This is a genomic window from Microbacterium sp. CFBP9034, assembly GCF_034045255.1.
GTDB lineage: Bacteria > Actinomycetota > Actinomycetes > Actinomycetales > Microbacteriaceae > Microbacterium.
This window is the reverse complement of sequence record NZ_JAXCWC010000001.1, coordinates 2,229,286-2,250,447: the sequence shown is the minus strand read 5'-3', so window position 1 is coordinate 2,250,447 and position 21,162 is coordinate 2,229,286. Positions and strand designations below refer to the sequence as shown.

Annotated in this window: 23 protein-coding genes; 12 read left to right on the top strand and 11 right to left on the bottom strand. The window is 70.8% G+C overall.

The annotated features are described in order from the left end of the window. The 4 genes from SOM19_RS10395 to SOM19_RS10380 all read right to left on the bottom strand — a co-directional run bounded on the left by SOM19_RS10395 (window position 1) and on the right by SOM19_RS10380 (window position 2,103). Window positions 1-882: an SURF1 family cytochrome oxidase biogenesis protein gene (locus SOM19_RS10395; RefSeq protein WP_320486440.1), complete on the bottom strand. Its 882-nt coding sequence runs from the start codon at window positions 880-882 to the stop codon at window positions 1-3. After that, the gene (locus SOM19_RS10390) at window positions 879-1,115 is read right to left on the bottom strand and encodes a hypothetical protein (RefSeq protein WP_320486439.1); all 237 of its coding nucleotides are present in this window, start codon (window positions 1,113-1,115) and stop codon (window positions 879-881) included. The genes SOM19_RS10395 and SOM19_RS10390 overlap by 4 nt, the downstream gene beginning before the upstream one ends. Next, window positions 1,112-1,477 carry a DUF3099 domain-containing protein gene (locus tag SOM19_RS10385; protein WP_320486438.1) on the bottom strand — a complete coding sequence of 122 codons (366 nt, stop codon included), beginning with the start codon at window positions 1,475-1,477 and terminating at the stop codon, window positions 1,112-1,114. Before SOM19_RS10385 ends, SOM19_RS10390 begins: the two co-directional genes overlap by 4 nt. Window positions 1,478-1,569: 92 nt before the next feature. Beyond that, window positions 1,570-2,103, bottom strand: coding sequence for a DUF4190 domain-containing protein (locus SOM19_RS10380; RefSeq protein WP_320486437.1), 534 nt, complete (start codon window positions 2,101-2,103; stop codon window positions 1,570-1,572). Between the two features lie 112 nt (window positions 2,104-2,215). Between SOM19_RS10380 and fabG the strand changes: the two genes are divergently transcribed. After that, entirely contained in the window at window positions 2,216-2,926 is a 711-nt protein-coding gene (gene fabG / locus SOM19_RS10375; protein ID WP_320486436.1) for a 3-oxoacyl-ACP reductase FabG, read from the top strand. A 13-nt stretch (window positions 2,927-2,939) separates the two neighbouring features. On the opposite strand, the gene SOM19_RS10370 is transcribed toward fabG, so the two are convergent. From SOM19_RS10370 to SOM19_RS10360, 3 genes are read right to left on the bottom strand one after another with little or no spacing between them, the layout of a single operon-like run. Continuing rightward, entirely contained in the window at window positions 2,940-3,632 is a 693-nt protein-coding gene (locus SOM19_RS10370) for an alpha/beta fold hydrolase (protein WP_320486435.1), read from the bottom strand. Window positions 3,633-3,667: 35 nt separating this feature from the next. After that, on the bottom strand, window positions 3,668-4,309 hold the full coding sequence (gene serB / locus SOM19_RS10365; protein ID WP_320486434.1) for a phosphoserine phosphatase SerB: 642 nt from the start codon (window positions 4,307-4,309) through the stop codon (window positions 3,668-3,670). Between the two features lie 44 nt (window positions 4,310-4,353). Then, window positions 4,354-5,598: a glucose-1-phosphate adenylyltransferase gene (locus SOM19_RS10360; protein ID WP_320486433.1), complete on the bottom strand. Its 1,245-nt coding sequence runs from the start codon at window positions 5,596-5,598 to the stop codon at window positions 4,354-4,356. Window positions 5,599-5,675: 77 nt separating this feature from the next. Here SOM19_RS10360 and glgA point away from each other — a divergent pair, with 77 nt between their 5' ends. The 3 genes from glgA to SOM19_RS10345 all read left to right on the top strand — a co-directional run bounded on the left by glgA (window position 5,676) and on the right by SOM19_RS10345 (window position 8,042). Beyond that, window positions 5,676-6,869 carry a glycogen synthase gene (glgA, locus tag SOM19_RS10355; protein WP_320486432.1) on the top strand — a complete coding sequence of 398 codons (1,194 nt, stop codon included), beginning with the start codon at window positions 5,676-5,678 and terminating at the stop codon, window positions 6,867-6,869. Window positions 6,870-6,879: 10 nt separating this feature from the next. Continuing rightward, a complete protein-coding gene (locus SOM19_RS10350; protein ID WP_320486431.1) occupies window positions 6,880-7,665 on the top strand; it encodes an ABC transporter ATP-binding protein in 786 nt (261 codons plus the stop codon). A gap of 125 nt (window positions 7,666-7,790) precedes the next feature. Beyond that, on the top strand, window positions 7,791-8,042 hold the full coding sequence (locus tag SOM19_RS10345) for a type B 50S ribosomal protein L31 (protein WP_320486430.1): 252 nt from the start codon (window positions 7,791-7,793) through the stop codon (window positions 8,040-8,042). A gap of 61 nt (window positions 8,043-8,103) precedes the next feature. Here the strand turns inward: SOM19_RS10345 and SOM19_RS10340 are convergent, their stop codons facing one another. Next, a complete protein-coding gene (locus tag SOM19_RS10340) occupies window positions 8,104-8,835 on the bottom strand; it encodes an exonuclease domain-containing protein (RefSeq protein WP_320486429.1) in 732 nt (243 codons plus the stop codon). A 74-nt stretch (window positions 8,836-8,909) separates the two neighbouring features. Here SOM19_RS10340 and SOM19_RS10335 point away from each other — a divergent pair, with 74 nt between their 5' ends. Continuing rightward, window positions 8,910-9,809: an alpha/beta fold hydrolase gene (locus tag SOM19_RS10335; RefSeq protein ID WP_320486428.1), complete on the top strand. Its 900-nt coding sequence runs from the start codon at window positions 8,910-8,912 to the stop codon at window positions 9,807-9,809. Here SOM19_RS10335 and SOM19_RS10330 read toward each other — a convergent pair. Continuing rightward, window positions 9,769-10,323 carry a CGNR zinc finger domain-containing protein gene (locus tag SOM19_RS10330; RefSeq protein ID WP_320486427.1) on the bottom strand — a complete coding sequence of 185 codons (555 nt, stop codon included), beginning with the start codon at window positions 10,321-10,323 and terminating at the stop codon, window positions 9,769-9,771. The two genes, SOM19_RS10335 and SOM19_RS10330, sit on opposite strands and share 41 nt — an antisense overlap. A gap of 74 nt (window positions 10,324-10,397) precedes the next feature. Between SOM19_RS10330 and SOM19_RS10325 the strand changes: the two genes are divergently transcribed. Next, window positions 10,398-11,435, top strand: a complete 1,038-nt coding sequence (locus SOM19_RS10325) for an EamA family transporter (protein WP_320486426.1) — start codon at window positions 10,398-10,400, stop codon at window positions 11,433-11,435. Here the strand turns inward: SOM19_RS10325 and SOM19_RS10320 are convergent. Next, a complete protein-coding gene (locus SOM19_RS10320; protein WP_320486425.1) occupies window positions 11,407-11,880 on the bottom strand; it encodes an Lrp/AsnC family transcriptional regulator in 474 nt (157 codons plus the stop codon). The genes SOM19_RS10325 and SOM19_RS10320 overlap by 29 nt on opposite strands. 168 nt (window positions 11,881-12,048) lie before the next feature. On the opposite strand from SOM19_RS10320, the gene pdhA reads away from it, so the two are divergent. Genes pdhA through SOM19_RS10305 form a run of 3 tightly spaced genes read left to right on the top strand, consistent with a single transcriptional unit; the run spans window position 12,049 to window position 15,565 of the window. After that, on the top strand, window positions 12,049-13,182 hold the full coding sequence (gene pdhA, locus SOM19_RS10315) for a pyruvate dehydrogenase (acetyl-transferring) E1 component subunit alpha (RefSeq protein WP_320486424.1): 1,134 nt from the start codon (window positions 12,049-12,051) through the stop codon (window positions 13,180-13,182). After that, the gene (locus SOM19_RS10310) at window positions 13,179-14,189 is read left to right on the top strand and encodes an alpha-ketoacid dehydrogenase subunit beta (RefSeq protein ID WP_320486423.1); all 1,011 of its coding nucleotides are present in this window, start codon (window positions 13,179-13,181) and stop codon (window positions 14,187-14,189) included. The genes pdhA and SOM19_RS10310 overlap by 4 nt, the downstream gene beginning before the upstream one ends. Next, window positions 14,186-15,565, top strand: coding sequence for a dihydrolipoamide acetyltransferase family protein (locus tag SOM19_RS10305; RefSeq protein ID WP_320486422.1), 1,380 nt, complete (start codon window positions 14,186-14,188; stop codon window positions 15,563-15,565). Before SOM19_RS10310 ends, SOM19_RS10305 begins: the two co-directional genes overlap by 4 nt. Window positions 15,566-15,630: 65 nt before the next feature. On the opposite strand, the gene SOM19_RS10300 is transcribed toward SOM19_RS10305, so the two are convergent. Further along, window positions 15,631-16,227: an SACE_7040 family transcriptional regulator gene (locus SOM19_RS10300; RefSeq protein ID WP_320486421.1), complete on the bottom strand. Its 597-nt coding sequence runs from the start codon at window positions 16,225-16,227 to the stop codon at window positions 15,631-15,633. A 104-nt stretch (window positions 16,228-16,331) separates the two neighbouring features. Here SOM19_RS10300 and SOM19_RS10295 point away from each other — a divergent pair, with 104 nt between their 5' ends. The 3 genes from SOM19_RS10295 to SOM19_RS10285 are packed head-to-tail and all read left to right on the top strand — an operon-like array spanning window position 16,332 to window position 21,162. After that, the gene (locus SOM19_RS10295; protein WP_320486420.1) at window positions 16,332-17,936 is read left to right on the top strand and encodes a carboxyl transferase domain-containing protein; all 1,605 of its coding nucleotides are present in this window, start codon (window positions 16,332-16,334) and stop codon (window positions 17,934-17,936) included. 5 nt (window positions 17,937-17,941) lie between these two features. Further along, on the top strand, window positions 17,942-19,993 hold the full coding sequence (locus SOM19_RS10290; protein WP_320486419.1) for an acetyl/propionyl/methylcrotonyl-CoA carboxylase subunit alpha: 2,052 nt from the start codon (window positions 17,942-17,944) through the stop codon (window positions 19,991-19,993). A gap of 17 nt (window positions 19,994-20,010) precedes the next feature. Beyond that, window positions 20,011-21,162, top strand: a complete 1,152-nt coding sequence (locus SOM19_RS10285) for an acyl-CoA dehydrogenase family protein (RefSeq protein WP_320486418.1) — start codon at window positions 20,011-20,013, stop codon at window positions 21,160-21,162.

Sequence of the window (21,162 nt, the reverse complement as noted above, 5' to 3'; positions counted from 1 at the left end):
TCAGCGGCCGGCGGCGTCGAGCAGGGCGTCCTCGTCCTCGGCGTCGCGATCGCGACGGCGGGATGCCGCGGCTGGCGCGGGCGCGGCATCCGCTCCGTCCTCGTCCTCCGCGTCTTCGCGGCGATGGCGCCGCTCGGTGCGGATGACGTAGCCGATGAAGATGAACCCCATCAGGGCGAAGAGGATCCACTGGATCGCGTACGAGAGGTGCGGGCCGGGGTCCTCGGACGGCGATTCGAGCGCTCCGGGCCGGGAGGCGGGCGCCGGGTCCTCCGACACCATCACCCCGTAGGCGCTCAGCTCGAGCGCACTGCCCGCCTCCGTCGAGACCGTCTCGGCGATCAGGGGCAGGTTGATCGTGGGCACCTGCCCGTCGGGCGCCGATCGACCGGAAGAGGGGAGCTGCTCGCCCGGCTTGAGCCGCGCAACCACGGTGACCTCGCCCTCGGGCGGGGCCGGGACGGCGTCGGGCTCCGGGCGATCCTCGCCGGGAGGCACCCAGCCGCGGTTGATCAGCACCACGCGGCCGTCCTCGAGCCGGAACGGCACCAGCACCTCGAAGGCCGCTGTGCCGCCGTGTGGGCGGTTGCGGACGAGGAGCTCGTCGTCGCCGACGTACTGCCCGACCAGGCGCACCGGATGCCACTGGTCGGCGGGGTCGAGCGCATCGCCGGCGGGAATCAGCTCCGCCAGCGGCACCGGGGCGGCGTCGTAGTTGGCGTCGACGAGCGCGAGCTGCGCGGAGCGCTCCTCGTTGCGGGTGAACTGCCAGTTCGACAGAAAGGCGCAGGCGATCGCGAAGACGACTGCCAGGGCGATGTAGATGCCCCAGCGCCCCGCACGTGGCAGGTTCTGCATGCTGACCTCGCGCCGCGCGCTCATCCCGGCGTCTCCGATGGTGCGATGGTCAGGGGCGACACCGTGACGGGGAAGTCACGCGCGGCGAGGTAGTCGTGGAGGTAGTCGCGGTGCTCGTCGCAGGCCACCCAGGTCTTGGTCCGATCCGCCGAGTGGATGCGGGGGTTCCGCCAGTCCACGCGCCACGAGGCCGGGGCGCGGCATCCTGCGCGGGAGCACGTCGCGTCGGCGACACGCTCGTCGTCCGAGGAGATCATGCAGGCCCGTCCGTGCCGCGATCGTCCTCGATGCTGTGCGTCTCGTCGATGCGGATCACCTCGGTGGGGTGCCCGAGTGGCGTCTGGGGGAGAGCAGGCAGAGCGGGCTCCGGGTCTTCCCGGCGATTGCGTCGGGCCTCCTGCCCGACATTGGCCAGGACGACCGCGATATAGGGCAGCACGATGGCGGCGGCGCCGAAAACCCACGTGTACCAGCCGTAGGGGGTGATGACGACCATGAGGATGAAGCATGCGATGCGAACGGCCATCGTGACCAGATATCGCGTCGAGCGCGCCTCGGCGTCGTCACGCGGCGCCCGGGGCAGCGACGTGGCGGACTGTGCCCGACTGGAACTCTTCACGGTCCTTCAAGACTACGCCGCGCGGCCCCTCCGAGGGTCCTGAGAAAGAGTCCGGAGGGGCCGTACCGACGTCAGCCGCGAGCGGCGGGTGATCAGTATCCGTACGTCGACGACATGGAGGCGACGAACCCGAAGAAGGCGATGAGGGCGATGATTCCCACGATCGCGAGCCCGATGCCGACCCAGCCGGCGATCGTGCCGCCCAGTGCCATGCCTCGACCCTGCTCGCCGCTGGTCTTGAGCTGGCTGAGCGCGATGTGTCCGGTGATCACGCCGACGATCGAACCGATGAACGGGAGGATCAGGAAGCCCGAGATCGAGGCGATCAGCGACACGATCGCGAGCGTGTTCGTCTTCGCGGGCGCCCCGTATCCGTAGGCCGGCGCGGCGCCGTACTGGGGCGCGGTGCCATACGGGGCTGCGGCGCCGTACTGCGGCGCGGCGCCGTACTGGGGCGCGCTGCCATACGGGGCGGCCGCGCCGTAGGCGGGGGGAGCGTCGTAGGCCGGCGGGGCGGGGGCCGGGGGCGGCGCGGAGGCGTCCGGATACGGCTGGGTCGGGTACGCGTCGGGCACCGGCTGCGCGGGCGAGTCGGGGGCGGGCGCGTCGGGGGTGTTGTCGCTCACGAGGGGGCCTTTCGTCAGGAGAGGGTCCCAGCGTTCCAGCGAGCGGCGCGGGGTGTCAAACGCCGCGCCGGTAGGCTGGTGCGGATCCGTCACACACCCCGGGAGCACCAGCATGTCCAGCGATCGTGTCGTCCTCGTCACCGGCGGAAACCGCGGCATCGGCCGCGCCATCGCAGAGCGCTTCGTCGCGCAGGGTTACAAGGTGGCGGTGACCGCCCGCTCCGGCGAGGGCCCCGAGGGCACGCTGACGGTGCGCGCGGATGTGACGGATGCCGCGGCCGTCGACGCCGCGTTCACCGAGGTCGAGAACACGCTCGGGCCGGTCGGGATCGTCGTCGCGAACGCCGGCGTGACCAAGGACACCCTGCTGCTGCGGATGAGCGAGGACGACTTCGACAGCGTCGTCGCCACCAATCTCGGCGGTGCCTTCCGCGTGGTCAAGCGCGCGTCGAAGGGCATGCTCCGGGCCAGGTGGGGCCGCGTCATCCTCATCTCGAGCGTCGTCGGGCTGTACGGCTCGGCGGGACAGATCAACTACGCCGCGTCGAAGAGCGGTCTGGTCGGCTTCGCCCGGTCGCTCACGCGCGAGCTCGGCGGCCGGGGGATCACCGCGAACGTCGTCGCCCCCGGGTTCATCGAGACCGACATGACCGCGGCCCTCGCCGACGAGACCCAGGCCGAGTACAAGAAGAACATCCCTGCCGGGCGCTTCGCCACGGCGGATGAGGTGGCCGGCGTCGTCGCCTGGATGGCCTCGGACGACGCGGCGTACATCTCCGGCGCCGTGATCCCGGTCGACGGCGGCCTCGGGATGGGCCACTAGCGCCCGACGCACCTCAGCGGATCGCGGCCACCAGCGCGCGCGACAGGTTGTCGGGCTGAGAGAACTGCGGCCAGTGACCGGAGTCGAGGTGCACCACTTCGGAGTCCGCGATCGCGTCGAACTCCGTGCCGTATCGGCCCCACTGGGAGACGGCCGCGCGGAACGCCTCATCGTCGAGCTGACCCATCAAGAGGGTCACCGGCACCGTGTACCGCGCCGTGCCGTCGAGCCGGACGGGGTCTGTCGGGACCTTGGCCGGCACCGTACGCGTCCGCAACGCTGCGGTCGCCCGCGTCTGCTCGTCGAGATCGGCCACTTCTGGCGCGTCGAACGAGTCCCAGCCGGGGAACGGTATGACGCCGTCGACGATCTCGAACTCGGAGATCTGCCCGCCGTCCGGCGGCGGCACGGTGTCGACCAGGATGACGCGCCGCACGCGCTCGGACCTGGCTTCGGCGGCGCCCCACACGACGTTGCCGCCGCCGCTGTGACCCACGAGCACCACGGGTCCGGGAATGGCGTCGATCTCCGAGACGACGGCGTCGACCCAGTCCTGGATGCCGATCCCGGCCGATTGCGACGCCGGCGCTCCGACGCCGGGCAGCGTGATCGGATGCGCCGTGTGACCGGCCTTCTCCAGCGCCGGGAGCACGGGCTCCCACGACGACGCATCGAGCCACAGACCGGGTACCAGGATGATGTCCATGAGCCGACGCTACCGAGGGCCCCGGACATCGGCGCTCAGGGCAGCAGCGCGATGACCTCGCCGAGATCCACGGGCGCCACCACGACGTCTGCGAGTGCGCGGACGGCCGGCTTGGCGTTGAACGCGACGCCGAGTCCCGCGACCGCCATCATGCGGAGGTCGTTCGCCCCGTCGCCGATCGCGATGGTCCGGGCCAGCGGAACCCCGGACTCGGCGGCCCATTCGCGGAGCGCCGCGGCCTTGCCCTCGGCATCCACGATGTCGCCGTCGACGACTCCGCTGAGCGCCCCGTCGACCGTCGCCAGCCGGTTCGCGCGCCAGACGTCCACCCCCAGCTCGGGGGCGATCGTGTCGAGGATCTCGTGGAAGCCGCCCGAGACGACGCCGACGGCGCCACCACGCTCGTGGACCGCGGCGATCAGGTCGCGGACCCCGGGTGTGGGCTCGACGCGCGCCAGCACCCGGGCGAACGCGGAGACCGGGACGCCGGCGAGCACCGCGACGCGGGCGCGCAGGCTCGAGGCGAAGTCGACCTCTCCGCGCATCGCGGCCTCGGTCGCCGCGGCGACCTCCGGGCCGCGCCCGGCCTCATCGGCGATGAGCTCGATGACCTCGTTGCGGATGAGGGTCGAGTCGGCGTCGAGCACGACGAGGAACCGGGCGGCGCGGGCGGGCATCCTCCCACGCTAGCGGGGACGGATGCCGCGGCCCCAACCGGCGGTCACCGTTCGACGTGGATGCCCTTGCCGACCACCGTGATGCCGCTGTCGGTCACGGTGAAGCCCCGGGCGAGGTCCTTGTCGCGGTCGACGCCCACCGTCGCGCCCTCGGCGAGCACCACGTTCTTGTCGAGGATCGCCCGATGGATGCGTGCGCCGGCGCCGACGTGCACGTGGTCGAACAGCACGGAGTCGGTGATGGTCGATCCGCCGCCCGCGAGGGTCCACGGGCCGACGACGCTGCGCTCGAGGTGGGTGCCCGACAGCACGGATCCGAGCGACACGATCGAGTCGATCGAGTTGCCGATCCGGCCGACCGAGTCCCGCACGAACTTGGCCGGCGGCGAGTTGACGGCCTGCGAGTGGATCGGCCAGTCCATGTTGTACAGGTTGAAGATCGGCAGCGTCGAGATGAGGTCGCGGTGCGCGTCGAAGAACGAGTCGATCGTCCCGACGTCGCGCCAGTAGTACCGGTCGCGGTCGGTCGACCCCGGGACGTCGTTGCGGTTCATGTCGTACACGCCCGCCTCGCCGCGACCGACGAAGTACGGGACGATGTCGCCGCCCATGTCGTGGTTGGACGTCGGCATCTCGCCGTCGGCCTCGACGGCCTCGATGAGGGCGTCGGTGTCGAAGATGTAGTTGCCCATCGAGGCGAGCACCTCGCCCGGGGAGTCGGACAGCCCGGTCGGATTCTGCGGCTTCTCGAGGAACTCGTTGATCCTGCCCGGGTCGTCCTTGTCGACGTCGATGACGCCGAACTGGTTGGCGAGCGAGATCGGCTGGCGGATGCCGGCGACCGTCGCCCGCGCGCCGGACTCGATGTGCGCCGCCAGCATCTGGCGGAAGTCCATGCGGTAGACGTGATCCGCGCCGATCACGACGACGATGTCGGGCTGCTCGTCGTTGATCAGATTGAGGCTCTGCAGGATGGCATCGGCCGATCCCGAGAACCAGCGCTTGCCCAGGCGCTGCTGCGCGGGCACCGAGGCCACGTAGGAGTCCAGGAGTGCCGACATCCGCCACGTCTGCGAGATGTGGCGATCGAGGCTGTGCGACTTGTACTGGGTCAGCACGACGACCTGGCGGAGCCCCGAGTTGATGAGGTTCGAGATGGCGAAATCGATCAGCCGGTACTGCCCTCCGAAGGGCACGGCGGGTTTCGCGCGATCCGCCGTCAGGGGCATCAGACGCTTTCCCTCGCCGCCGGCGAGGATGATTCCGAAGACCTTCGGCGCTGCTGGCATGGCACTACCCTAGGGCCCGCGATCGAGCCCGGGGTAGCGGCTACCCGCGGGGCGTCACGTGTACTAAGTTGCGATCCATGCGCGTCGACATCGTCACCAAGGAGTACCCGCCCGAGATCTACGGCGGGGCCGGCGTGCACGTCACAGAGCTCGTCAAGGCGCTTCGCGCCGGCATGGACGTGCGCGTGCGCGCCTTCGGGGCCGAGCGGGACGAAGAGGGCACGACGGCCTACCGCGTCCCGGCCGAGCTGTCCGCGGCGAACGCCGCCGTGCAGACGCTGGGCACCGACCTCGAGATCGTGACGGACGTCGCGGGAGCCGACGTCGTGCACAGCCACACCTGGTACGCCAACTTCGCGGGGCACCTCGCCTCGTTGCTGCACGGCATCCCGCACATCGTCACGGCTCACAGCCTGGAGCCGCTGCGCCCGTGGAAGGCCGAGCAGCTGGGCGGCGGCTACGCCGTGTCCAGCTGGATCGAGAAGACGGCGTACGAGGGTGCCGCAGCCATCGTCGCGGTCAGCGAGGGCATGCGCCAGGACATCCTGCGCAGCTATCCCGCTCTCGACCCCGACCGCGTGCGGGTGGTCTACAACGGCATCGACGTCGAGGCGTGGCATCCGGTGGACGATCCCGCGCTGCTCGCCGAACTCGGCGTGGACGCCTCGAAGCCGTCGGTCGTCTTCGTCGGGCGGATCACGCGCCAGAAGGGCCTGCCGTACTTCCTGCGCGCGGCCGAGCGGCTCCCCGAGGACGTGCAGGTGATCCTGTGCGCGGGAGCCCCCGACACGCCGCAGATCATGGCCGAGGTCGAGGCACTCGTGCGCGGTCTGCAGCAGACGCGCGCGGGGGTGGTGTGGATCGATCGGATGCTGTCGCGCCACGAGCTGTCCACGATCCTGAGCGCTGCCACCACCTTCGTCTGCCCCTCGGTGTACGAGCCGCTCGGCATCGTGAATCTCGAGGCCATGGCGTGCGGCGCCGCGGTGGTGGGAACCGCCACGGGCGGCATCCCCGAGGTTGTCGTCGACGGCGTCACGGGCCGCCTCGTGCCGATCGAGCAGGCGCAGGACGGCACCGGCACGCCGGTCGACCCGGAGCGCTTCGTCGCCGACCTCGCGCGGGTGCTCACCGAGGTCGTCGCCGATCCGGAGCGCGCGAGGGCGTACGGCGCCGCGGGGCGCGAGCGGGCCACGAACGACTTCTCGTGGCAGAGCATCGCCGACCAGACGGCGGCGCTGTACGCGGAGGTCGCCGCCGACGGCCGATAGGCTGGACGACATGCCGCAGGTGCTCGAATTCTCCGACGTCGTCGTCCGCAGGAACGCCAGGGATATCGTCGATCACCTCGACTGGAGCGTGAGCGACGACGAGCGCTGGGTGATCCTCGGCCCCAACGGGGCGGGCAAGACGACCGTGCTCCAGCTCGCCGACACTCTCATGCACCCCACGGCCGGCACCGTCTCCATCCTCGGCGAGCGCCTGGGCCGCACCGACGTCTTCGAGCTGCGACCCCGGATCGGATTCGCCTCCTCGGCCATGGCGCGCCGCGTCCCGCCGGAGGAGACCGTGATCAACGTCGTCCTCACGGCTGCCTACTCGGTGCTCGGGCGCTGGCGCGAGGATTACGAGGACATCGATGAGCGCCGCGCGCTGCGCGTGCTCGCCGAATGGAAGCTCGACCACCTCGCCGATCGCACCTTCGGCACGCTCAGCGACGGCGAGCAGAAGCGCGTGCAGATCGCCCGAGCCGTGATGACCGACCCCGAGCTGCTGCTGCTCGACGAGCCGACCGCGAGCCTCGACCTCGGCGCCCGCGAAGAGCTGCTCACGCTGCTCGGCGGCTACGCGCAGGCACCGAGCACGCCCGCCATGATCATGGTGACGCACCACGTCGAGGAGATCCCGGTGGGGTTCACCCACGTGCTGCTGCTGGCCGACGGCCGTGCCGTGGCATCCGGTCCGCTGCGTGAGACCCTCACCGCCGAGGCGCTCACCGAGGCCTTCGGCGTGCCCATCCACCTGACCGAGGACGGCGGCCGGTACACCGCGCGCGCGGCCCACTGACCGCGCGGGCAGGCCGATTCCACGACTGGGTCCAGAGGCTGATAGAATCTCCCTTTGGTGCGCATGCACCGCAGACTTTGACCGTCCTGGCAAAATCCAGGACACCACTCCTCAAAGGACTTCCCATGAAGACTGACACTCACCCCGACTACCAGGCCATCGTGTTCCGCGACCTCGGCTCGGGCGAAACCTTCCTCACCCGTTCCACGGTGTCGAGCGACAAGACGATCGAGCTCGACGGCGTCGAGTACCCCGTCATCGACGTCGAGATCTCGTCGGCGTCGCACCCGTTCTACACGGGCAAGCAGCGCATCATGGACTCGGCCGGTCGCGTCGAGAAGTTCAACCAGCGCTTCAAGAACTTCGGCTCCAAGTAAGCAGCCACCGTGCAAGGCCCCGCTTCGGCGGGGCCTTCCGCGTTTCCGGGGCCGCTTCCGGTCACCGGATGGGCCAGCTGCCGTCGAGCCGCTCCTCGGGCTCGATCCGGCCGATCTGGATGAAGTAGTCGGTCAGGCTCGCGGCCTGCGCGCGAGCCCACGCGATCTGCCGCGTGTGGAGCTCCTGCACGGTGCCCGGCAGCCAGGGCGCGAAGCGCTCGGCGAGCGCCTGGGCGACGCGCCCGGCCGCGACCGCGTCGGCCGACGCCTCGTGCGCGCCGTCCAGGCGCACGGCGTAGTGCTCGGCGACGACCGCAAGGGTGCGCTTGCCGCGCCGCCAGCGGTCATATGCCTTGTCGACCACCAGAGGGTCGATGACGGGGGAGGGATCGACGATCGGCGGCACGCCGTGGCGCTGCGCCTCGTACTTGAGCAGGGAGAAGTCGTAGGGCGCGTTGTACGCGACGACCGGGATCCCGGCGTCGAGCAGGGCGCGCACCGCTTCGACCACCTCGGCGACCACCTCGACCGCCGGGCGACCGTGGGCGCGGGCGTGCGCGGTGGTGATGCCGTGGACGGCCGTCGCACCCTCGGGGATGGGGATGCCGGGATCGGCGATCCAGTCACGGGCGCGGATCACCGTGCCCGACGCGTCCAGCAGCCCGACGTGCGCGGTGACGATCCGGTCGGTCGCGACGTCGACCCCCGTCGTCTCGAGGTCGAACACGCCGACGACCTGGATCCACTCCGGCGTCGAGAAGAGCGAGAGGGGCTCGGCCCGCCACTGGTCCATGCCGCTCACGGTATGCGTCGCATCCGACATCCGCGTCGAGGCGCTCCGCGCGACAGCCCTCGTAGACTCGGGTGGTGGCCACCCCGAACCCGTATGCAGCGCTCCTCGACGAGATCCCGGTCGAGCGGCACGAGGCGACCGTCCTCGGCGGGACGACGGCGTACTGGGTCTACGGGCCCGAGAGCGCCGAGACCACCGTTCTCGCCGTCCACGGCTTCCGCGGCGAGCACCACGGCCTCGAGCCGGTGGTCGCACACCTCCCCGGTGTGCGGGTCATCTCTCCCGACCTTCCCGGGTTCGGCGAGTCCGGGCCGCTGCCGGATGTGCGCCATGACATCCACGGATACGCGCGCTGGCTTCGTGAGTTCGCGGCCGCCGTCGCGCCGGGTGCGGTCATCCTCGGCCACTCGTTCGGCTCGATCGTCGTCGCGGCGGCGGTCGCGGGCGGGCTCGACACGCCGCGGGTGATCCTCGTGAACCCGATCGGGGCGCCCGCCCTCGAGGGACCCCGAGGAGTGCTGACGCGGCTGGCGGTGTTCTACTACTGGGCCGGCGCGCGGCTTCCGAAGGCCCCGGGGGAAGCGCTGCTGCGCAACGGCCTCGTGGTACGGGCGATGAGCGAGTCGATGGCCAAGACCAAGGACGCCGACCTCCGCCGCTTCATCCACGACCAGCACGACACGTACTTCTCACGGTTCGCGGACCGCGATGTGCTCCACGACGCCTTCCTCGCGTCCGTGTCGAACGACGTGCGCGCGTATGCACCGGAGATCGCGCAGCCCACCCTGCTGATCGCGGCGGTCCGCGACGACATCACGCCGATCGAGGCGGAGCGCCATCTCGCGACGCTGTTCCCCTCGGCGGAGCTGGTCGAGATCCCGGACGTCGGCCACCTGATCCACTACGAGACGCCGGCTCCGGCCGCGGAGGCGATCAGGCGGTTTCTCGTGCCTTCCGCGCCCGGTACGCGTTGACGTTCATGCGGTTGCCGCAGTTCCCGGTGTCGCAGTAGCGCTTGGAGCCGTTCTTCGAGTAGTCGATGTAGACGGAGTCGCAGTCGTCCGCGGCGCATACGCGGATGCGGTCGTACTCGTCTGAGCGGATGACGTCGACGAAGGCCATCGCGGCCTCCACGAGCATGCGCGTCGCGAGGGGCGAGTCGTCCGACGTCGCGTGGATGTGCCAGTCGTACTCGTCGTGGATGACGAGCCGGGGGAGTGCCTCGCCGTCGGCGAGCATCCGGTTGACGATCGGCACGGCTCCGGCGCGGTCCACCTGCCACAGCTCGCGAAGACGCCCACGCACGTCTCGCACCGCGGCGACCTCCTCGAGATCGCACCGGATCGTGCCGGTGTAGGGGTTCGTGACCAGGAATCGCGCCAGGTCGTCCGGAGTCTGGAGCGTGTCCTCGCCGTCATAGCCCTGGAGGGTGTTGACCAGATCCACCACCATCATCAGGGTGCGTTTCGTGTCATGGATGAAGACCATGTTGACTCCTGACATTCCGTTCGATAGCGTCACCAGTGTAAGCACACTTCACCCCTGACAGTCGGATGTCGCCCATGACCGTTCCCACCGCGTCCCTCCCGGTCGTCGGCCCGCTCGCGGCATCCTCGCGACTGCGGACCACGGGTCTGCTGATGGCGGTGGGATCCGCCCTGGCGTTCTCCTCGAGCGGGCCGTTCATCAAGCCGCTCCTCGAGGCGGGCTGGTCGCTCGGCGCCGCACTCCTCGTGCGCATGGGGATCGCGGGGCTGATCCTCTCGCCCGCCCTGTTCCTCGCGATCCGGCGGCAGCGAGGCTTCCTCCGCCGGCACTGGCGGCTGATCCTCGGCTTCGGACTCATGCCGGTGCTCGGGTGCCAGCTCTTCTTCTTCTCCGCGATGCAGCGGATGCCGGTGGCCGTGGCGCTGCTCATCCAGTACCTCGCTCCCGTCATGCTGGTCGGTTTCGTCTGGCTCCGCACCCGACGGGCACCCTCGGCGCTCGTGCTGTGGGGGTCTGCGGTCGCGGTCGTCGGCCTGATCCTCGTCGTCGACATCTCGGGCGCATCGTTCGACCTGATCGGCACCCTGCTCGCCCTCGCCGCCGCCGTGTGCGTGTGCGCGTATTTCGTCATCTCGGAGCGCGCCGGCGACGACCTGCCCCCGCTCGCCCTCGCGGCGAGCGGACTGCTGGCCGGGGCGATCATGATGGCCATCCTGTGCGTCAGCGGCATCATGCCGTTCGAGGCGCCCGCGGTGACGGTCGTGCTCGCCGGAGCCGCCGTGCCGTGGTTCGTCCCGCTCATCTGGGTCGCCGCCATCGCGACCACGCTCGGATACGCCTTCGGCGTCATGGCCGTGCCGCGCATCGGCTCCCGGGTCGCCTCGTTCGTGGGGCTGTCCGAGGTGCTCTTCGCCCTCGGGTTCGCCTGGGTCTTCCTGGCGGAGGTGCCCGCCCCGATCCAGTTCGTCGGCGGAGCGCTGATCCTCGCCGGCGTCGTGCTCGTCAAGGTGGACGACCTGCGCCGAGGCTCCGTCCCGGCGCTCACCGTCGTGGTTCCGGACGCGATTGCGGTGGGCGAGCCCGTCAGGAGTCCCGTCGCGCCAGCTCCATGAGCGGCATGACGCGGTGGGGGATGACCTCTCCCATGACGAGCGAGGTCTCGGTGCGCTCGACGCCCTCGATCGCCAGGATGCGGGCATCGGTGTCGAAGAGGTGCTGCGTGTCGCGACACGCCACGCGCACGAGCAGATCGACCTGGCCGGACAGCCCGTGGGCCTGCACGATCTCGGGGACGCGGGCCAGCTCGACCGTGATCCGCGGCAGATCCGCCTGGCGCACGATGACGCTGATGAACGCCTCGATCGGGTAGCCGAGCGACGAGGACGAGATCGCCCGCTCGTACGACAGGAAGACCCCCGAGCGCTCCAGGCGGGCCATGCGCGCCTGCACCGTGTTGCGCGACAGTCCGAGCCTCTCGGCGAGGGCGACGACGGTCGCGCGGGGATCGGCGGAGAGGGCTGCCAGGAGCTCGAGGTCGACGTGATCGAGGGCACTCATAATGCGAAACGTTAGCACGGTCTGCCCGGCCTTCGGTTGTCAACATGCTCAAGAGGACTGCAGATGGTTGAGCGAGGTGCGATACAGACGTATCCTCGGCCCATACCGGCGACGCTGCCGGTATGCCACGACGCCCCTCCTCACGAGGGAGGGTTGCACCGAGGAGTGATGACAATGACGCACACCCTGACACCGACGGCCGAACTGGCCGCAGACACCGACGACGTCGCACGGCTGCTGACGCCGGACGGCCGGCGGATCTCCGATCCCGAGCTCGACCGATGGGTCGCGGACATCGACACCGCCACCCTGCAGAGCCTGTACCGCGACATGATGCTGGTCCGCCGCATCGACATCGAGGGCGTCGCCCTGCAGCGTCAGGGCCAGCTCGGCCTGTGGGCGCCCTGTCAGGGCCAGGAGGGTGTGCAGGTGGGCACCGCTCGGGCCTTCCGCGCCGACGACTTCGTCTTCCCCAGCTACCGCGAGATCGGCGTCAACTACGTGCGCGGCGCCAAGCCCGCCGACTTCGTCATCGCCTGGCGGGGCGAGGAGCACTCCACCTACAACCCGTACGACATCAACACGGCCACGCCGCAGATCATCATCGGCGCGCAGGCGCTGCACGCAGTCGGCTACGCGATGGGCATCCAGCGCGACGGCACTGACCAGGCGTCCGCGGCCTACTTCGGCGACGGGGCGTCGAGCCAGGGCGACGTGAACGAGGCGATGGTCTTCGCATCCTCGTTCCGCTCGCCCGTCGTGTTCGTGTGCACCAACAACCAGTGGGCGATCTCGGAGCCGGTGACGGTGCAGGCGAAGTTCCCGATCGCCGGGCGCGCGCCGGGCTTCGGCATCCCGAGCATGCGCGTGGACGGCAACGATGTGCTCGCGTGCCTCGCCGCCATGCGCTGGGCGCTCGACATCGCCCGCACCGGGAAAGGGCCGGCCTTCATCGAGGCCGTGACCTACCGGATGGGCCCGCACACCACGTCGGACGACCCGACCCGCTACCGCGACAAGGAGGAGGTCGAGCTCTGGAAGGGCCGCGACCCCATCGCTCGCGTCGAGGCGCTCCTGCGCACGGAGGATGCGTTCACGGACGAGTTCGCCGCCCAGGTGGCCGCCGACGCAGACGAGCTCGGCGCACAGGTCCGCGCCGCCGCACTGGGGGCGACCAGCCGGGAGCCGATCGGCGTGCTCGATCACGTGTACGCCGAGCCGCACTCGGGGCTCGAGGAGCAGCGTGCCTGGTTCGGCGCCTACCTCGACGGCTTCTCCTCGGGCGAGGAGGCCGGACGATGACGCAGCTCACCATGGCGAAGGCCATCAACGAGGGACTCCGCCGCGCGATGGCGGACGACCCCAAGGTGCTCCTCATGGGCGAGGACATCGGCAAGCTCGGCGGCGTCTTCCGCATCACCGACGGCCTGCTCGACCAGTTCGGCGCGCAGCGCGTGGTCGATACCCCGCTCGCCGAGGCGGGCATCATGGGCGCCGCCGTCGGGCTCGCGTTCCGCGGCTATCGCCCCGTGGTGGAGATCCAGTTCGACGGGTTCGTCTACCCCGCGTTCGACCAGATCGTGTGCCAGGTCGCCAAGCTCCACTACCGCACGCGCGGCAACGTGACGATGCCCATCACGATCCGCATTCCCTGGGCCGGCGGCGTCGGGGCGGCCGAGCACCACTCCGAGTCGCCCGAGGCCTACTTCGTGCATACGTCCGGGCTGCGCGTGGTCGCGGTGTCGAACCCGCAGGACGCGTACGTCATGCTGCGTCAGGCCATCGCGTCGAACGACCCCGTGGTCTTCTTCGAGCCGAAGAAGCTCTATCACTCCAAGGGCGAGGTCGACCTGGACGTCGACCTGGCCGACGCGCCGCCGATGGGCCTGGCCCGCGTCGCGCGGGAGGGCAGCGATGTCACTCTGCTCACGTACGGCTCGCAGGTGATGACGGCGTTGGATGCCGCGACCGCCGCCGAGGACGACGGCGTCTCGATCGAGGTCATCGACCTGCGCTCGATCTCGCCGGTGGACTACCGCACCGTGACCGCCTCCGTCCGCAAGACGGGACGCGTCGTCGTGACGCATGAAGCCGCGCGCGAGGCGGGAGTGGGGGCCGAGCTCATCGCGAGCGTCACCGAGCGCTGCTTCAACTACCTCGAGTCGGCGCCGCAGCGGGTCACCGGCCACGACATCCCGTACCCGCCGGCCAAGCTCGAGAAGCACCACCTGCCCGACCTCGACCGGATCCTGGACGCCGTGGACCGCGTCATGGACCGGCCGAACAGCCTGACGGGAGTGGAGCTGTGATCCAGGACTTCACGCTGCCCGACCTGGGTGAGGGCCTTCCCGAGGCCGAACTGGTGCAGTGGATGGTCGCCGAGGGCGACACGGTCACCCTGAACCAGACGATCGCGGAAGTGGAGACCGCCAAGGCCGTGGTGGAGCTCCCGTCCCCGTACGCGGGAAGGATCTCTGCGCTCCACGCCGCCGCGGGAGACGTCGTGGCGGTGGGCTCCGTGCTCATCTCCTACGACCTCGGCGGCGACGCCGCGCCCGCCGAGGCGCCCGCTCCGGCAGCTCAGAGCGTCGAGGAGCCGGCCAAGGCCGAGCCCAACCTCGTCGGCTACGGTGCCGCGCCGCGCGGCAGCGCGCGGCCTCAGCGTCGCACCCGGTCAGCCGGCGGTCGTCCGGCCGTGTCCGACACCGCCGTGCTCGAGGCGGCTCCGCACGACGTCATCCACGCCAGCGAGGTCGTCGAGCGGCCGACGGAGCGTCCGCGGTCCACGCCCCCGGTGCGGCTGTTCGCGAAGCAGCTCGGTGTGGACCTGGCCCTGGTCGAGGCGACCGGCGCGTCCGGCGTGATCACGCGTGCCGACGTCGAGGCCTATGCCGAACGCGTCGGGGCCACGAAGACGTCGACGACGCCGACTCCGCCTGTCCGCGAGACCGTGAGCGACTTCCCGCCCTCGGCCGCCCAGGGGGAGCGCACCACACGCACGCCGATCCGCGGTGTGCGCAAGCACACGGCCGAGGCGATGGTCCGCAGCGCCTTCACAGCCCCGCACGTGACGACGTTCCTGACCGTCGACGTCACCGCGACGACCGAGCTGATCGCGTCGTTGAAGGCGGACCGCTCGCTGCAGGAGCACAAGATCGGCGTGATGGCGGTCGCGGCCAAAGCCGTGTGCCTCGCGCTCGCCCGGCACACCGGACTCAACTCGCGCTGGGACGACGCCGCCGGCGAGATCGTGGAGCACCACTACGTCAACCTCGGGATCGCCGCGGCGACCGGGCGCGGGCTGGTGGTGCCGAACATCCGCGATGCGCAGGATCTCACGCTCGTCGAGCTGGCGGACGCCATTCGCGGCCTCGCCGAGACGGCGCGCTCGGGAAAGACGTCGCCCGCCGAGATGATGGGCGGCACATTCTCGATCACGAACGTCGGCGTCTTCGGCGTCGATGCGGGCACGCCGATCCTGAACCCCGGCGAAGCCGGCATCCTCGCACTCGGGGCCGTGCGTCGCCAGCCGTGGGAGCACCGCGGCGAGATCGCCCTCCGCGACGTCATGACGCTCGCCCTGTCGTTCGATCACCGACTCGTCGACGGCGAGCAGGGGTCGCGGTTCCTGGTGGACGTCGCCGACATCCTGCGTGAGCCCGGACGGGCGATGCTCCTCCGCTGAACGGCTGTGCACCGGCGCCCGGGGCGCGTGAGGACGGCGTCCTCGCGTTCCGGGCGCCGCGCCGTTCAGTCGGTCAGGGCCGCCAGCGCCATCGACTCGAGGATGCTCCGGACGGTGCCGTCGCTCGGATGCGCGCGCAGAGCGCGGACGCTGTGCGGGGTGGAGTTGATCAGGCCGAAGCAGGCATGCGCGCGCACACGCAGCTCGGTCTCGGCGCGGTCGGGATGCACGGCGGAGAGGATCCCGATCCACACCTCCACGTACTCGCGCTGCAGGCGGCGGACGGTGTGCCGGTCGTCGTCGGCCAGGCTGGCCAGGTCGCGGTCCTGCACGCGGATCACATCGGCGTCGCTGAGCGCGAAATCGACGTGGAAGGCGATGATCGCCTCGAGCTGCTCGACGGGGGTGCCGCCGTCGGCGATGACGCGCCGGCCGCCGGCGAGCAGACGCTCGCTGACCCCGATCAGGATCGCGCCGAGCAGGGCCTGCTTGTTGGCGAAGTGCCGGTACAGCGCCGGGCCGCTCACGCCCACGGCGCCACCGAGGTCCTCCAGGCTGACGCCGCTGAAGCCCCGCTCGGCGAAGAGGCGGGCCGCCTCGTGGAGGATGGCGGCCTGACGGTCCGCCTTCGCGCGGTCGCGCTCCGTGACACCGGTTGTCATTTCAGTTAATCCTCGCTAACCTGGTCCCCAGTTAGTGAACACTAACCAATTCGCTCGCGTCCGGACAACGGATGTGACCCGATCGTGACGTCGATGGAGATGACATGGGTGCACTGACGACCGCCGTCGCGCGTGACGAGTCGTTCGCCCGCACTCAGGACACGCAAGCAGGCCTCGCCGCACAGTTGAGGGAGCGACTGGCCGTGGTCGCGCTGGGCGGTCCCGAGGCGTCGCGCGCACGGCACGTCGCCCGCGGCAAGCTGCTCCCGAGGGATCGCGTCGCGCGGCTGCTCGACGAGGGAAGTCCGTTCCTCGAGGTGGCGCCGCTGGCCGCGGAAGGGCTGTACGGCGGGGACGCTCCCGCCGCCGGCGTGATCGCCGGCATCGGACTGGTCCACGGCCGCCAGGTGATGGTCGTGTGCAACGACGCGACGGTCAAGGGCGGCACCTACTATCCCCTCACCGTGAAGAAGCATCTGCGCGCGCAGGAGATCGCGGTCGAGAACCGGCTGCCCTGCGTCTACCTGGTCGACTCCGGCGGCGCGTTCCTGCCGATGCAGGACGAGGTGTTCCCGGACCGCGACCACTTCGGCCGCATCTTCTTCAACCAGGCCCGGCTCTCGGCTGCCGGGATCCCGCAGATCGCGGCCGTCCTCGGCTCGTGCACCGCGGGCGGCGCCTACGTGCCGGCGATGAGCGATGAGACGGTCATCGTCCGCAACCAGGGAACGATCTTCCTGGGCGGTCCTCCGCTCGTGAAGGCCGCCATCGGCGAGATCGTGACGGCCGAGGAACTGGGCGGGGGAGAGCTGCACGCTCGCCGTTCGGGCGTCGTCGACCACCTCGCCGAAGACGACGAGCACGCGCTCGAGATCGTCCGCGACATCGTGGCGACCCTGCCGGCGCCCGCGGCCCCCGCGTGGGGTGTCGCCCCGGCGGTGCCGCCCGCCGTCGATCCTTCCGACCTCTACGGTGTGGTGCCGGTCGACGTGAACCAGCCGTACGACGTGCGCGAGGTGATCGCGCGGCTCGTCGACGCCAGCGAGTTCCACGAGTTCAAGCGCGAGTACGGCGACACGCTCGTCACCGGCTTCGCCCGTATCCACGGTCACCCCGTCGGCATCGTCGCCAACAACGGCGTGCTGTTCAGCGAGTCGGCCCAGAAGGGCGCCCACTTCATCGAGCTGTGCGACCAGCGCGGCACTCCTCTGCTCTTCCTCCAGAACATCTCCGGGTTCATGGTCGGACGCGACGCTGAAGCGGGCGGCATCGCGAAGGACGGCGCCAAGATGGTCACCGCCGTCGCGACCACTCGTGTGCCGAAGCTCACCGTCGTGATCGGCGGGTCCTTCGGCGCCGGCAACTACTCGATGTGCGGGCGCGCCTACTCGCCGCGGTTCCTGTGGTCGTGGCCCGCGAGCCGCATCTCGGTCATGGGCGGACCGCAGGCTGCATCCGTGCTCTCCACGGTGAAGCGCGATCAGCTCGAGGCTCGGGGCGACGAGTGGACCGCCGACGAGCAGGCGGCCTTCGAAGCGCCGATCCGAGCCCAGTACGACGAGCAGGGCAGTCCTTACTACGCCACCGCGCGACTCTGGGACGACGGGATCGTCGACCCGCTCGACACCCGCGACCTGCTCGGGCTGGCGCTCGACGTCGTCTCCCGCACACCCCTCCCCGAACCTCGCTTCGGCGTCTTCCGGATGTGACCGCCATGACCGACCCTCAGACACCGCCGTTCACGACCGTGCTCGTCGCTAACCGCGGCGAGATCGCGCGCCGCGTGATCCGGACGCTCCGGCGCCTCGGCATCCGCTCCGTCGCCGTCTACAGCGATGCCGATGCCGACGCACCGCACGTGCACGAGGCCGACGAGGCGGTGCGGATCGGGCCCGCCGCGGCATCCGCGTCGTATCTCGACATCGAAGCAGTGATCGCGGCGGCGCGCGAGACCGGTGCCGAGGCCGTTCACCCCGGCTACGGCTTCCTCTCGGAGAACGTCGAGTTCGCCCGGGCCTGCGCCGCGGCGGGAGTCGTGTTCATCGGGCCCGGGGAGCGCGCGCTGGACGTCATGGGCGACAAGATCCGGTCCAAGGTCCAGGTCACCGCCCACGGTGTCCCGACGGTCCCCGGCTTCAGCGCGGCGGGCATGACGGATGCCGCGATCGCCCTGGCCGCGGAGGAGACCGGCTACCCGCTCCTGGTCAAGCCCTCGGCCGGCGGCGGCGGCAAGGGCATGCAGATCGTCCGCGGCGCCGCGGAGCTGCCCGAGGCGCTCGCGACGGCGCGGCGCGTCGCGGCCGCCGCGTTCGGCGACGACACGCTCCTCCTCGAGCGGCTGATCGAACGCCCCCGTCACATCGAGGTGCAGATCCTCGCCGATGCGCACGGCGCCGTGATCCACCTCGGCGAGCGCGAGTGCACGCTGCAGCGCCGCCACCAGAAGGTCGTCGAGGAGGCGCCGTCGCCGGTCGTGGATGCCGCGACCCGTGCCCGTCTCGGAGCCGCGGCCTGCGCCGCCGCCGCGAGTGTCGACTACCGCGGCGCCGGCACCGTCGAGTTCCTCGTGGCGGGCGATCGTCCCGACGAGTTCTTCTTCATCGAGATGAACACGCGACTGCAGGTCGAGCATCCCGTCACCGAGCTCGTCACGGGCGTCGACCTCGTCGAGCAGCAGCTGCTCGTCGCGGCAGGACGGCCGCTGGCGCTGTCGCAGGACGACATCCGGCTCGAGGGCCACGCGATCGAGGCGCGGGTCTACGCCGAGAGCCCGGAGCGCGGATTCCTGCCGGCGACGGGCGAAGTGCTCCGCTGGACTCCTGCGTCGGCCGCCCGGACGGATGCGGCGGTCGAGACCGGCAGCGTCGTCACGGCGGATTACGACCCGATGATCGCGAAGGTCATCGCTCACGGCGCCGATCGCGCGGAGGCGATCGAGCGTCTCGATGCGGCCCTGGCGCAGACCGTGCTGTTCGGCGTCGACACCAACATCGCGTTCCTGCGGACGCTCCTGGCCGACCCGGGTGTGCGCGCCGGAGCGATGGACACCGGACTCATCGACCGGATGCCGCCGTTCGTCGCTTCACCGGCGGGCACGGCCGCCCTCGGCGCCGTCGCGGCGCTCCGCCGGCAGTCGGACGAGCTCCTCGCCTCGGCGACGCGCGACGCCGGCGCCGGGGCCGGCGCTCTCTGGACCGCCCGCTCGGGCTGGCGCGCCGGCTCCGCGCCGGTGGCGCCGGGCATCGCCATCGAGGCCGAGGGCGGCGAGGTCGTCACGGTCCCGGCTCCCCAGCTCTCGGCGCTGCCCGTCGTCTCCGCCGGGGCCCGTCCCCGCAGCGCCCGAGCGCTCGGTCGCAGCCTGAGGGCGGGCGTCACCGTCGCGGAGGACGGCGACGGCTGGCTCTGGGTCCACGCCGACGGGGCGACGCATCGGCTGCGCCCGCTCACGCGTCGCGCGGCGATGGAGAGGCGCCTGGCGGCTCGCGAGCGCGACGCCGCCGCGACCGATCCCGAGCTGCGCGCGCCGATGCCCGGCGCGGTCGTGGCCCTGCACGTCGTCGACGGCGCGGCGGTGGCCACCGGCGACCGCATCGTCACGATCGAGGCCATGAAGATGGAGCACCCCGTCGTCGCCCCGCACGGCGGGGTGGTGCGGCTCGACGTCACCGTGGGCGACCAGGTGCGTCGCGACCAGGTGCTCGCCCACGTCGCGGCCGACGCAGAACCCGCCCACGAGGCATCCGGAACATCCGAAACCCGCTCCTGACCACCCCGAGGAGAGACATGGACCACTTCAACCTGACCGAGGACGAGCGTGAGCTCGCCCGGATGGTGCGCGAGTTCGCCGACGAGGTCGTCGCCCCGCGCTCGTACGAGGCCGACCGCACCAAGACCCTGCCGATGGATGTCGTCGCGCAGATGGGAGAGCTCGGGCTGTTCGGGCTGCCGTTCCCCGAGGAGTACGGCGGGCAGGGCGGCGACTACTTCGCGCTGTGCCTGGCGATCGAGGGTCTCGGACGCGTCGATCAGTCGATCGCGATCACCCTCGAGGCCGGTGTCAGCCTCGGCGCCATGCCGGTGTTCCGCTTCGGAACCGAGGCGCAGAAGCAGGAGCTGCTTCCCGACCTCCTCGCGGGCCGCGCCCTCGCCGGCTTCGGCCTGACGGAGCCCGAAGCCGGCTCCGATGCGGGCGCCACCCGCACCACCGCCCGGCTCGACGGCGGCGAATGGGTCATCAACGGGTCGAAGCAGTTCATCACCAACTCGGGCACCGACATCACCCGGTTCGTGACCGTCACGGCCGTCACCGGCGAGCAGGACGGCCGCAAGCAGATCTCGACGATCATCGTGCCGCACGGCACCCCGGGGTTCACCGTCGAGCCCGGCTACGACAAGGTGGGCTGGCACGCCTCCGACACCCACCCGCTGACGTTCCAGGACGCCCGCGTGCCCGAGGCGAACCTTCTCGGCGAGCAGGGTCGCGGGTTCGCGAACTTCCTGCACATCCTCGACGAGGGCCGCATCGCCATCGCGGCGCTGTCGACCGGCGCCGCCGAGGGCTGCCTCGAGGCCGCCGTCGACTACGCGAAGAAGCGGACCGTGTTCGGCGATGCGCTCTCCACGCGTCAGGGGATCCAGTTCCTGCTCGCCCGCATGCAGCTGCGCGTCCACAACGCCCGCCTGGCGTGGCATCACGCGGCGCGGCTGCGCGACGCCGGCAAGCCGTTCAAGACCGAGGCCGCGATCGCGAAGCTCACGGCCAGCGATGCGGCGATGGACAACGCCCGGGACGCGACGCAGGTGTTCGGCGGCAACGGATTCATGAACGAATACCCGGTCGCGCGCCACTACCGCGACTCGAAGATCCTCGAGATCGGCGAGGGCACGAACGAGGTGCAGCTGCTCGTCATCGCTCGATCCCTCGGGGTAGCGTGA